12 protein-coding genes and 1 other RNA gene are annotated in these 13,191 nt (G+C 35.1%); 3 read left to right on the forward strand and 10 right to left on the reverse strand.

What is annotated here, in order from left to right; genetic code table 11:
- Nucleotides 1–35: 35 nt before the first annotated feature.
- Together ssrS and GAPWK_RS09940 are read left to right on the forward strand one after the other, a co-directional pair.
- Nucleotides 36–217: non-coding RNA, 6S RNA (gene ssrS, locus GAPWK_RS14625), on the forward strand.
- A 32-nt stretch (nucleotides 218–249) separates the two neighbouring features.
- A complete protein-coding gene (locus GAPWK_RS09940; protein WP_025316084.1) occupies nucleotides 250–795 on the forward strand; it encodes a 5-formyltetrahydrofolate cyclo-ligase in 546 nt (181 codons plus the stop codon).
- A 153-nt stretch (nucleotides 796–948) separates the two neighbouring features.
- Here GAPWK_RS09940 and GAPWK_RS09945 read toward each other — a convergent pair whose 3' ends face one another.
- From GAPWK_RS09945 to rnr, 9 genes are all read right to left on the reverse strand, one after another.
- Nucleotides 949–1,560, reverse strand: coding sequence for an AAA family ATPase (locus GAPWK_RS09945; RefSeq protein WP_025316085.1), 612 nt, complete (start codon nucleotides 1,558–1,560; stop codon nucleotides 949–951).
- Nucleotides 1,561–1,571: 11 nt separating this feature from the next.
- Nucleotides 1,572–2,429 (reverse strand): class II fructose-bisphosphate aldolase, encoded by an 858-nt coding sequence (locus tag GAPWK_RS09950; protein WP_038517453.1) that lies wholly within the window; start codon nucleotides 2,427–2,429, stop codon nucleotides 1,572–1,574.
- A gap of 12 nt (nucleotides 2,430–2,441) precedes the next feature.
- Nucleotides 2,442–2,846: a hypothetical protein gene (locus GAPWK_RS09955; protein WP_025316086.1), complete on the reverse strand. Its 405-nt coding sequence runs from the start codon at nucleotides 2,844–2,846 to the stop codon at nucleotides 2,442–2,444.
- Between the two features lie 14 nt (nucleotides 2,847–2,860).
- Complete coding sequence (locus GAPWK_RS09960) at nucleotides 2,861–4,150, reverse strand: PTS sugar transporter subunit IIC (protein WP_025316087.1); 1,290 nt, start codon at nucleotides 4,148–4,150, stop codon at nucleotides 2,861–2,863.
- A gap of 21 nt (nucleotides 4,151–4,171) precedes the next feature.
- Nucleotides 4,172–4,474, reverse strand: a complete 303-nt coding sequence (locus GAPWK_RS09965; protein WP_025316088.1) for a PTS sugar transporter subunit IIB — start codon at nucleotides 4,472–4,474, stop codon at nucleotides 4,172–4,174.
- A 26-nt stretch (nucleotides 4,475–4,500) separates the two neighbouring features.
- Nucleotides 4,501–6,591 (reverse strand): BglG family transcription antiterminator, encoded by a 2,091-nt coding sequence (locus GAPWK_RS09970; RefSeq protein WP_025316089.1) that lies wholly within the window; start codon nucleotides 6,589–6,591, stop codon nucleotides 4,501–4,503.
- Between the two features lie 189 nt (nucleotides 6,592–6,780).
- On the reverse strand, nucleotides 6,781–7,395 hold the full coding sequence (locus GAPWK_RS09975) for a hypothetical protein (protein WP_025316090.1): 615 nt from the start codon (nucleotides 7,393–7,395) through the stop codon (nucleotides 6,781–6,783).
- A gap of 14 nt (nucleotides 7,396–7,409) precedes the next feature.
- Nucleotides 7,410–8,162, reverse strand: a complete 753-nt coding sequence (rlmB, locus tag GAPWK_RS09980) for a 23S rRNA (guanosine(2251)-2'-O)-methyltransferase RlmB (protein WP_025316091.1) — start codon at nucleotides 8,160–8,162, stop codon at nucleotides 7,410–7,412.
- 7 nt (nucleotides 8,163–8,169) lie between these two features.
- Nucleotides 8,170–10,629, reverse strand: a complete 2,460-nt coding sequence (rnr, locus tag GAPWK_RS09985; protein WP_025316092.1) for a ribonuclease R — start codon at nucleotides 10,627–10,629, stop codon at nucleotides 8,170–8,172.
- A 735-nt stretch (nucleotides 10,630–11,364) separates the two neighbouring features.
- Between rnr and GAPWK_RS09990 the strand changes: the two genes are divergently transcribed.
- A complete protein-coding gene (locus tag GAPWK_RS09990; RefSeq protein ID WP_025316093.1) occupies nucleotides 11,365–11,733 on the forward strand; it encodes a hypothetical protein in 369 nt (122 codons plus the stop codon).
- A gap of 101 nt (nucleotides 11,734–11,834) precedes the next feature.
- On the opposite strand, the gene purD is transcribed toward GAPWK_RS09990, so the two are convergent.
- The gene (gene purD, locus GAPWK_RS09995) at nucleotides 11,835–13,130 is read right to left on the reverse strand and encodes a phosphoribosylamine--glycine ligase (RefSeq protein WP_025316094.1); all 1,296 of its coding nucleotides are present in this window, start codon (nucleotides 13,128–13,130) and stop codon (nucleotides 11,835–11,837) included.
- Nucleotides 13,131–13,191: the final 61 nt, after the last annotated feature.

Here is a 13,191-nt window from a genome sequence, read left to right on the forward strand (position 1 = left end):
TCTTGTATCATTTATTAAATTCTGTAATATTATATACATCTCTGGGATGTTCGCGATGTGGGTTAGTCCCCTGAGCCGATATTCTTTACATTAGAACGATGTGATTTTCGATTGGTGTGTAAGCCTTACTTGTAAGGAAACCTAAAAATCGAAACATGTTGTTCACCTTGAACCTTGGGTTCAAGGGTTACGACCCTAAACGACATCTTGGAGTGTTTTTATCTTGTTTTATTTCTACAGTGATAACTGATGAATATTAGACAAAATATACGCCAAAAAAGACGCCAACTCCCTTTAGCCGAACGCATTAATGCGCAACATGCTATTTATCAACGAATCATCCAACATCAAGGTATAAAATTAGCAAAAAATATAGCAATATTTCTATCATTTGATGGTGAAGTCGAAACAAAACCGATTATAGAATATCTATGGCAACAAAATAAATCTGTCTATTTGCCTGTTATACACCCATTTGTTTCTACGCATTTACTCTTTTTGAAATACACCCCACAAACCTCTTTAATTAAAAATAAATTTAATATATTGCAACCAGCTTTAAATGTACTAAATGTATTACCATACCAAAAATTAGATATTATTTTCACTCCGCTGGTTGCTTTTGATGAGAGAGGTTACCGTATGGGTATGGGGGGAGGATTTTATGATCGTATGTTAGCTAACTATCAAAACCAGCAAATTCTGCCGATAGGTCTGGCTTTTGCTTGTCAAAAAGTACCACATATTGATAATCAACCATGGGATATAAAGCTACCTGAGATTATCTACGCTTAATAGTATCAATAATGGCAATAATTTTATATAGTTAAGCAATATTGCGCATACTTTTTTGTATTCTTCCTATTGATTAGCCATAGAAATAACAAAAAGAAAGCAAAAAATAACTATGCCGACATAATTAAGTCGGCATTTTTTACTGCAAAAGAGTTATTGTTTAATAATTTGTTTGAGTTTATCTAATAAACTTGAATAATTGACTTTTGCATATTGCGTTACATCTACTTCAATCACTTGACCTAAAGCAAACTGATCATACTTTCTGGTTTGGCATATTTGAAAAAATTGCTCTTTCGTTACTAAATCATCAGCTAAATTGCGATCTTCAAGTTTATCACCATAATGATAGTGTTGCATAATATGACTTAAATGACGTTCTGGTGAGCGGTCGCGTTGGTAGCGACGTTGCCATAATATATCAAAATCAGCAACCAAGCGGATTGTAATCACTTGATAATAATAGTGATCAGCAAATTCACTGAGTTGCTTTTTTTGCTTATCACTGAAAGGATATTCAGAAATAATAATTCTTTTACCTGCATCCATATACAGTTGCAGCACACCATAATAAAATTGCCAGACTTTGTGTTCTAACGCCTCTTTTTCAGCTTTAGAATTAAAACCAATCGATTCAGCATACAAAACTTTAGCTTCATCGGGTGTTAACACAAAGCTGTCTTTAAATTGCTGTTGCAATTGTTTAACTAGATACGTTTTGCCTGTACATGGACAACCTGCCAGTAAAATTAAATATTTCTGCATATCAATGCACCTCAGTTAATACAACCATTCACATTAAGAAATAAGCTCATTTTATGCTTCACAATTTCCTTTACCGCTTGATTAGCAGGAATAATATTGTGACGTAATGATTTATTTACTTCAGTTTGTGCAAACTTATCTTTGGCCACTTGTGTCCAGTTAACTAATAACTCGGTACCTACATTAAATTTGCGAATACCATTATTAATCAATTCAGGATAATCTTCTTCTTTAACACCTGTCCCTCCATGAATAACCAATGGAATATTAACCAGGGCATGTATTTCTTTCAACAACGGAATATTCACTTCTGTTTTTGATTTAAATTGTCCATGATTAGTGCCAATAGCAACGGCTAAAGCGTCAATACCCGTTGCCTTAACAAATTCTAATGCATCTTTAGGTTTAGTATAGACTTTGTCATTGTCATCAACCTTAATCCCCTCTTCTGTGCCACCTATAGTGCCCAGTTCCCCTTCAACTGAAACTCCACGTGCATGAGCATATTCAACAACCGCACGCGTTTTTAATATGTTTTCTTTAAAAGGAAGTGAAGAACCATCAAACATGACTGAGGTAAAACCGCTGTCGATTGCTTGTTTAATATCATCAAAATTTTTTGCATGATCTAAATGCAATACCGCATCGACTATCTCTTCATCTGCGATGGCTTTTACAGCATTTACCAAAACTTTAAAGCCAATATAGCGTGCGGTATCGACACTTGTTTGGATAATAATAGGTGCGCCCACTTCTTTGGCTGCACGAAGCATATCGGGTAACATTTCTAAATTATGTGTATTAAATGCACCTACGGTAAAATTAAGCTTTTGTGCTATTGAAGTTACAGCTTTTAGATTGGTATACATAATAATTTTCCTTTAATCTCGTAGAATCGTTACTTGTTTGGCGATATTACGCATGGAGTCCATTTTATTCATCCAAAAATCGATATCAGCCATTGACCCATTTGTTGCAGCCTCGGCGCGTTTTAGGTTGTATAAACTCATTAAAATTTTATAACTTTCTCCAATTGATTTTTTATGTTGCAAACTGATTTCTAAATACTCAATCGCTAAATCAATACGTTCTAACTGGTGATACAACATTCCTGTTTTTTCATTTAAAACCGCTAGAAGTTTCGCATCATCACTGTTCGCAATTTGTTGTTGCAATTGCTGAATCGATTGCTCAATTTCAACGATTTGTTCTGATGTTAAGCTGGCATTTATTTCGGCCTTGGGCTCTTTAACTTTCTGTTTATTCTTTTTGAAGAAACTAAACATAGCAATTATCCTTGTTAAAAGTGTTTCAATATTGGACCTAAAACCCACGCATAAAGTAATGCGACCGTTACTGTATCCACATCAGTTGCAGTAGCATTAACAAAGCCCATTTGCGTAAAAATAGTAACGAGCAGTGCAGGTAATAAGGTAATAAAAAAGCCATGAGCTATCCCGCCAATTAAAGCGCCACGACGTCCACCAATTGCATTACCAAATATGCCTGCAGTTCCCCCTGCAAAGAAGTTAGTCAACATGCCAGGTAAGATCATCGCCAAACCGAAGAACGGCAGTGTTAACATAGCAATAACAGTACCAATTGAAGTAGTAATAAAACCTAAAATTACTGCATTTGGGCTATATGGAAAGAACACCGGACAATCAAGTGCTGGAATGGCATTTGGTACTACTTTCATGGCAATGCCTCTAAACGCTGGCACAATTTCACCAAGTAATAAGCGCACCCCAGCTAACAATACATAGATCCCTACCACAAAGATAATCGATTGTGTAAAGGCGTAGATCACATAGTTTTGTGAACCTGATAAAGTTGAGGCATATTGTTCACCAGCAAACAACACAGTAATGACATAAAGAGGTACCATAACAACCATAACAGATAGATATGTATCTTGTAGGAATTCGAATGACTTCGGCAATTTCATATCTTCAATTGAACGTTTGTTCTCACCTTTTTCACCTACCACATAAGCAACACCCGCTTCAAATAGATAACCGATTGTACAAAAATGACCAAGAGCAATATCATTTGAACCAGTAACTTTATAAATAATTGGCTGTGCAATGGCTGGCATCATTACTGCAAAAACAGCACCAATAAAACCTCCCACTAAAATTAAAGCTATCCCTGAAAGACCTGCTACACTACCAAATACGGTCGTCATGGTCGCCATCCATAAAATCGCCTGCCCAGTTAAAAAGATGTATTTCCAGCGAGTTAAACGAGCAATAAGAATATTAAAAATAAAGATCATCAAAAAGGTCAGTGCAATATCGCGTCCTAAGCCTAGCTGATTCATGGCCTGTCCGTTTATGGCTTCAATGGATGGAATGATTCCTTGCATATCAAAACCGGCGGTAAATATTTGACCAAAATAAGTCAAACTACCAACAATAATACTTGAACCTGCATTTAACACCTGAAAGCCTAATAAAGTTTTAAGCGTTCCTGAGATTATTTGTCCAAATGATTTTTTTTGTAAAATAAGCCCAAGCATGGCAATCAAACTAATGGTTATTGAGGCCTGCGTTAAAATATTGTCGATAATAAAGTTAATGACATTCATAGTATTCTCCTGTTATCGCTACTAAATCAGCCCTTTTTGCTCTAAAACGGGACAAAGTTTTTCCTCAATTTCGATTTTAGAAACAATATTTTTAAGGAATACGATAGTGGTTTTATCGTTAATATTGAATTTGGCAAACTGTGGACGAAAGTTTTCAGCTGTGATAATAATATCGGCATTCATCGCCGCAGCAGATGAAATATCAGTATGATCTAAATTTGCTTCAATACCCTTAGCTTTTAGCACGTCTTCGGTAGCCATTTGTGCAGCAAAACTACTGCCTAATCCAGCGCCACAAACAAATAAAATAGTTAAGTTACTCATTTTCAATCCTCCTAAGACTGAGTTGTTCAAGCCGATTTTGTTTCATTAAATAAAATTGTTTTAAATTCCTGTACCGATTGGCAATTGGTGAGTTGTTTAAGTTTTTGCTCATCATTAATCAATTCAATTAAGCTACGCATAATATTGAGATGAGAAAAAGAATCGATGGCAGCCAAACAAAATATAATTTTTACCGGTCCCATATCTGAATTACCAAAATCCACAGGATGACGCATGGTAACTACACTCACGCCTAATTGATTAACACCATCTTCTGGTCGAGCATGCGCTAATGCTAAATCCTTACCTATCACAATATATGGGCCATATTGTTCAACCGAGCTAATCATGGCTTGGATATAAGATGGTAAAATGAAACATTTTTTTAATAGTGGTTCTGCAGCAATGGTGATAGCTTGGCGCCAATCACGGCAATCTTGTTGCAATATGATGTCATCATCAGTCAGTATATCTTTCAACATAGGCTGGATTTTCCTTTTATTGATTTTGAGGTTATTAATCGCTAAGCACTTTTCAAGGCGGTTATAAATAGGTGCAGACACAACGCCTCCACTTTCTTGAATTAAATCGACAAGAGAATAAAAAAGATCAGTGGCATCATCCAAATGATTGACAATACGTTGATTCGATCGATGTTTAGCTAGAAAATCGGTGATAATGGGGTGATTTTTTTCTTTCAAAATTGGTTCTAACACTAATACGGGATGAGCCGAATGCTGTAACGGATATGTAGAAAAAATCAAGTCATAATCAAGTTGATCCAATAATTCAAAATTATTTCGACCTAGAATTGCCAAGATATCAATATTAAAAAACTCTTTGAGTGTTTCAGCTAATAAATTAGAGGTAGCAATGCCATGATCACAAATAACCACAGCTTTAAAAAAATAGCTACGATCTTGGTTAATTGCACTAACAAAAGTAGAAAAATGGATTGTTAAAAAGGCGATTTCATCATCAGAAACTTTATGACTTAAATTAGCTTCCGAGTTTTGTATAAAGGATTTTATTACACAGTAAATTTCTTCATAGTTTTGTTTTATATTATCAAGTAATGGGTTAATAATATGAATATTATTACTTACTCTGGCGATCAATCCGGCTAAGTGTTTACAAAGGTTTTCATAAAGCTGTTCTTGTTTGGTTGAAAATGGAATTTGTGTTTTTTCTTCGACATAATTCACTAGTTTAATTGCCAATAACTGTGCATTCAACCACTCGACATAGTTATTAATATCCTTTGTGTTAAAGGCTTCAAGCATATAGATAATATATTGTTGTTCTTGTCGATTAATTTGCAATTTTTCATATTGGCAAACTAAATGAATAAATTTGGTAATTTGTCCAGATTCATTGTGCCTGAAATCGGCTCTAACCATAGTTAAATGATGCTGATGTTTATTACGAATCAACCATATAGCAGTAAAGATTACAATTTGTTGAACATAGATTTCATCATGAATTTGACTAATTGTTTTATGAGCAAGCTTTAATAGATTTATAATAAGATTTTGAGGTACATATTTAAATAATAGTTGCTGAATTAAACTCAGTTCATGTAACGGTTTATTCAATTCTAAATTACCATAGAATTGATTAATTGCTTCGTACATCATTAAACGAATAGAACGTTCTAATCCTATGAGTTGCATTCCTTGTTTAGGCAGGCTAGTTAATTCAATGTCATATTTTTTTAATCGCAATTTAAGTTTACGGATATCTTCATCTAATACACTTTTCGAAACAAAGTAGATATTTTCTTTATGACATAAAATAGTTGGGCTATTAGAAAAAGCAATTGATAACAACAAATCGAATTGGCGTTCATCCTTACTTAAAATAGGTGAAATTGATACCCCTAATAACGCATTATGAACTTGTTGTTTTTGTTCTTGTGTGGCATTGATGATAAAACCTTTATTACGGACTGTTGAAATTTCGGGTAAACATCTTTTTTGTAAAAAAGCATTAATTTCATTAATTTCATTGCGCAAGGTTCGTGCACTAATTTGAAAATCTTCCGATAGCATTTCGACAGTTAAAGGATAGTCGATTGAAATAAATTTCTTAAATAATTCGATGGTTCTTGTTCGCATAAACTTACTCACCTATTTACTTCTTAAATGCAGTATAAGTGAGATAAATTAGCTTACCTAGTTGGTATTTTTGCAAATATTTATTGCAAAATTTATAGATTGGAAATGATCAAAAAAAGGAAAATAAAGAATCAGAAAAAAATGAATCCTTAAAATAGGATTCATTTAATTATTTTTTAGAAAATAACATTAAACATGTTTTTTTCGCTTTTCAATTGCAATCATTAATGGGCGGTGACATTTGTAGATCATATCTGAGGGAATCATGATCAGTTCGGCAATAGGCACTGTCCAATCAGGAATGTTGGTATTATCAGGATTTTTTTCATCAATAGGCACATCCACTGTATAACGTTCAGTATTAGCAAATAATTGCTGTTTCTTCGCAATATCTTTATCATCATCATCACTAAGCATACGACAATTATCCAATACTGTTTGGGCAAAAACATCTGGCCAATTTTCAGGTACATTTTTTAACGTAACGAGTTCAGAAATATACCGAAGCATATCACGAAATAATAACAAATAGACCATTTGTAAATTGCGACCTGATAAATTGGCTAGTTGTTCATCATTCAATTTATCATTTATAACACTTGGTCCCCATTTAAAAAACAAAGTATCCTTATATTGGTTGATAATCGGTTTGATGGCTTTGTACTGCGTTTTTACAAGATTATCAATTTCCCGTGAAATTTGCATAGTCGGATACCCAACATTATTACGACCATGAAGATCTCGCCCTGAAAGCGGTGGCATTTCTTTTTTGGTTGGTAATAGTTTTTTAAGCAATCCTAGCATATTACCCTTCCTTACTATTTGTTCTTTTGGCGCACGATTTCAAATAAACAGACACCGGTTGCAACCGATACATTAAGTGAAGAGACAATGCCTGACATTGGAATACTAACTAGTTCGTCACAGTGTTCTTTCGTTAAACGACGCATACCCTCACCTTCCGCACCCATCACCAAAGCGAGTGTGGTCTGAGTGGATGATTTATAAAATTCGGTTTGATAAAGTGTTCTTTCAGCTTCACCAGCAGTACCGACAATCCAAACTTGATATTCATCTTGTAGCATTCGCATGGTACGGGCTAAATTAGTTACTCGCACAACAGGAACGCTTTCTGCCGCACCACACGCTACTTTTTGTACGGTAGAATTAAGTGGTGCTGAGCGATCTTTTGGCACTATAATAAAACTTACACCTGCTGCATCAGCAGTACGAACACATGCTCCTAAATTATGGGGATCAGTCACTCCATCTAAAATTAAGATTAAAGGATTGGGTTGCTGTTCCATCAGTTGTGGAATATCGTTTTCATGATAACCGCGACTTGGTTTAACCATAGCTAGAATACCTTGGTGGACACCATTTTTGGTTTTTTCATCCAACCACTGACGATTAGCTACTTTAACCGGCAATCCCAGCTGTTCTAATTGGTGAACAAGGGCAATTAGACGTTTATCTTCACGCCCTTTAATAATAAATACCTCGATAATTCTTTCTGGTGAGCGCGCTAATAATGCTTCAATAGCATGCATACCATAAACTGTTTCACTCATCTATTTGCTACTCTTTATTTTTTACTCGTTGTTTTTTACTTGTCGATTTTGATTTACTGTTTTTCTTTGTATTATTTTTATTTTTTGACTTAGCTTTAGTTTTCACTATCGCTTTTGTTTTGGTCTTATTTTTGCTTTGGGTTTTAGTTTCAGCAATAGTGTTAGCATTAGTACTTCTTTTCTTGCTGGATGATTTTTTCGCTTTTCGTCTAATTGGTAAATCAGCACTTAAATCGATTTTATCCTGTTTGGTTCTATCTTTAGCTGTTTTACCTTGACGTTTCGGTTTATTATTACTTCCCACTAATGAAAAATCAATTTTACGTTCTTCAGGATTCACATTATCGACTTTAACTTGTACTTTATCGCCTAAACGATATACGAAACGAGTATTTTCGCCGATAAGGCGGTTGCGTGAGCCATCAAAATTATAATAATCGTTTTCAAGTGAAGAGACATGAACTAAACCATCAATAAACAAATCATCCAAACGAACAAAGAATCCAAAATTAACCACGCTTGAAATAGTTCCGTTAAAGACTTCACCAACATGATCTTGCATGTAATCACATTTAAGCCAATCTACTACATCGCGAACAGCTTCGTCAGCTCGACGTTCAGTCATTGAGCAGTGTTCACCAAAGTAAAGCATTTCACTAGTACTATAACGATAACCACCCGTTTTGCTTGTTTTGTGATTTTGATCAGCTAAAATCCATTTAATGGCTCGATGTAAGAGTAAATCCGGATAACGGCGAATAGGCGAAGTAAAGTGTGCGTACTCTTCAAGTGCTAAGCCAAAATGTCCGCGATTTTCTGGATCATAAATGGCTTGTCTCATTGACCGTAAAATAACAGTTTGTAGCATATCATGATCTGGGCGCTCTTCAACAGCGACCATTAACTCAGCAATATCTTTTGGTTTAGGAGTCGAACCACCTCCAAGTGATAACCCAAGTTCACTTAAAATACTACGCAGATTATTCATACGCTCTTCATCAGGTCTATCATGTACACGGAATAAAGACGGAACATCAGCTTTAATCACAAATTTTGCAGCGGCTACATTCGCTAAAATCATACACTCTTCAATGATTTTATGAGCAACATTGCGTTGAGTCAGTTCAATGCTTTCAATACGTTTATCAGCATTAAAAATAAATTTTGGTTCTTCGGACTCAAAACCTATCGCACCACGCGCAATACGAGCTTTATCAAGTACATTGTAAAGACCTTGCAAGTTTTCAAGATGTGGAACTAAATCACGATAATGCTCACGTAATTCTTTATCACCATCTAAAATCTTAGCAACTTTGGTATAAGTCAATCTTGCATGGGAATTCATCACGGCTTCGTAAAATTCATAACCTGTTAGACGACCTTTATTTGATACAGTCATTTCACACACTAAACATAAGCGATCGACTTGCGGGTTTAACGAACAAAGTCCATTAGATAACACTTCGGGTAACATAGGGATCACGCGAGATGGGAAGTAGACTGATGTACCGCGTAAGCAGGCTTCTTTATCTAATGCTTTACCTGGACGGACGTAATAACTCACGTCCGCAATTGCGACCCATAAGCGATAGCCTCCTCCACGATTTTTTTGGCAGTAAACAGCATCATCAAAATCACGAGCATCTTCGCCATCAATTGTTACCAATGGTAATTCACGCAAATCCTTGCGGCCTTTTTTGGCATTTTCTGGAACTTGTTCGGTAAATTTGCTGGTCTCTTTTATAACCGCTTTCGGTAATTCATAAGGGATCTCGTGATTACGAAGCGCAATATCAATGGCAAGATTGGTTCCCATAATTTCGCCAAGCACTTCTTTAATGATCCCTACCGCTTTTTGACGACGCTCTGGTCGTTGCTGTAATTCAACTACCACAACAGAGCCCATACGTACCGTACGGTCGGGTTTGCCCACAATCAAGATATCAAAATTTAAACGACTGTCATCCGGCACTACAAATCCGACACCTTGCTCGATAAAGTATCGTCCGACAATAAAATTACTACGAGGCTCTAAAATTCGCACGACCCGTGCTTCGACTTTACCACGATATTGGGTTCCCAATGGTTGAGCTAAAATCACATCGCCTTGTAACACTTTTTTCATCTGTTCAGGTGATAAAAAATAATCCTCTGGATTACCTTCTACTCGCAAAAAACCAAAGCCATCACGGTGTGCAATTACACTTCCTTTAACCATATCAAATTTTTCAGGTAAGGCATAACATTTACGGCGGGTAAACACGACTTGTCCATCACGTTCCATCGCACGCAAACGACGATGCAAAGCCACTTTTTGCTCATCATTTTTAATCGCAACAGCTTGGGCAATTTTCTCTAAATTGGCTGGTTTTGCTTCTTTTTTAAGGTAATCTAAAATAAGTTCACGACTGGCAATTGGGGAATCATACTTTTCTGATTCTCTATCAAAGAAAGGATCTTTTATCATAAGTAACATCCTGTGATCTAATATTAATGCTAGCATAACACAGAGTGATATAACTTAAAATGAACATTCAATTTATCAACAACAATCAGAGGATTCTTAATTAATTTTTATTTAATAAATTATTAATATTGGTAAACACAAAAGATAGATATCAAGCTTTATTACATTATACATTAATAGCAATTTACTATTCAGACGATAATTTAGATCATAAAAAATTATCGAATATATCTTCATAAAATCAAGCATTAGCTGGTTTCAATTAAATGTTATTTTCACTAAGCTATTTTTATGTTAGCTGTAATAATAACTATCTATATTTTTATATAAAATATAGTCATTTTATTTATTAAAATGATATAAGCAATTTAAGTTATATAAGCTATTTTCAGTCCGGTGATAACTCTATTAACTTTTAAAATCATTATTATCTATTTGCTTACTTTTTATTTTATTGCATCCAATTAATACCCAATTAGTTGATATGTTTTCTTTAGAATTTGAATCACATTAATTTCTGAATTTAAAAAATTGATTAACAGAGTAGTTTTTGGCTTTTTTAAGCTTTTCAACCAATGCAGTTATATTAATTAAACAATTTTTTATCTTCAATTTTCGTCTGTTTTATTCTGTTATCTTATTGATTTATAATCATGCTATACACAATATAATATTGATATAAAATATAGTTATAACTTAGATAATAATTTCGAAAATAAGGAAATACTGAAAAGCATGAAAAAAACGATTGTTTTTATTTTAGAAAAAATTCTTTGGGCTTTTGTAATATTACCAGGTTTGTTCGTTGCGGGCCTAGTAGACTATTCAGCAGAAAGTTGGTTTGACATGTTTACTTCTAAGACTTTTAGATTAGCATTTTTTTCCCTTATTTTATCCGTTATCACTGTATTTATAATATTTTTTTGGAATAAACAACTTGAAAATTGGTCAAAATACTTATTCAACGCTATCTTTGTATGTATTATAGCATCGTATTTACCTATTTTTTCACCTTCTGTCGCCTATTTTATTCGAGCTTATGGTATTTATAATATCGTTGTTATAGTAACGATTTTAGCCATTTTGGGTTTTTTTAGTCATTGAGAAGTTTCCCATTGCTTTAAAAGTTTAGACTTTTGATTAACGTTTTTGTTAATGAAAAGGCGTCCTAGGACGCCTTGAGTTATTAAATTTAGCTAATATTACTATTTATGATTATGTTTTTCACGCTCAATGGCTCGATAACCTATATCATGGCGATAAAAACAGCCATGCCAACGAATATTATTAACTTGCTGATAAGCACGTTGTTGAGCCTCTAGGACTGTGTTACCTAAAGCGGTGACACAAAGAACGCGCCCACCTTTGGTAAACACTTGCCCTTTTTCAAAGCTAGTACCTGCATGGAATACTTTGCAATCTGAAGATGATTCGGTTGGTAATCCAATGATTTCATCTTGCGTATTATAGTCGCCAGGATAACCTCCTGCAGCCATTACAACACCTAATGCTGGTCTAGGATCCCATTTTGATTTTACGGTATCTAAGTTACCATCGACTGCCGCTAAACATAATTTGACTAAATCTGACTGCAAACGCATCATGATCGGTTGAGTTTCAGGATCACCAAAGCGACAGTTAAATTCAATAACTTTGGGATTTCCCTCTTTATCAATCATCAAGCCTGCATATAAAAAGCCAACATATACATTGCCCTCTTGCGCCATACCATTGACAGTCGGATAGATCACTTGCTCCATGATCTTAGCAAAAACTTCATCGGTCACAACCGGTGCTGGTGAATACGCTCCCATTCCACCCGTATTAAGACCTGTATCACCATCACCAACGCGTTTATGATCTTGACTGGTTGCCATTGGTTCGACATTTTTGCCATCCACCATAACAATAAAGCTGGCTTCTTCACCCTCTAAAAACTCTTCAATAACCACACGGTGTCCAGCATCACCAAAAGCATTGCCTGCCAACATATCGTTTACAGCAGCTTCGGCTTCTTCAAGTGTCATGGCAACAATAACACCTTTACCCGCAGCTAAACCATCAGCTTTAATCACAATTGGTGCGCCTTTCTCACGAATATAGGCTAGCGCTGGTTCAAGTTCAGTAAAATTCTGATATTGGGCAGTTGGGATGTTATGCCGTGCTAAAAAATCTTTGGTAAAGGCTTTCGAACCTTCAAGTTGCGATGCCGATTTTGTTGGACCAAAGATTTTTAATCCAGCCTTTTGAAAGCTATCAACAACACCAATGACTAATGGAGCTTCAGGACCAACAATGGTAAGATCAATTTGCTCTTGCTGAGCAAAATTCAATAATCCGCTGACGTCCGTCGCTTTGATATTAATATTTTCCAGACCTGATTCAAGTGCAGTCCCTGCATTTCCTGGAGCGACAAAGACTTTAGATACTAATGGAGACTGTGCTATTTTCCAAGCTAACGCGTGTTCGCGCCCACCATTCCCAATCACTAATACTTTCATAAAAGATCCTTTATATGCTTCTTCCTTAAGAAGATAACCAATGTAATTTTAATAAATATAA

It is taken from the genome of Gilliamella apicola, from assembly GCF_000599985.1.
Lineage (GTDB): Bacteria > Pseudomonadota > Gammaproteobacteria > Enterobacterales > Orbaceae > Gilliamella > Gilliamella apicola.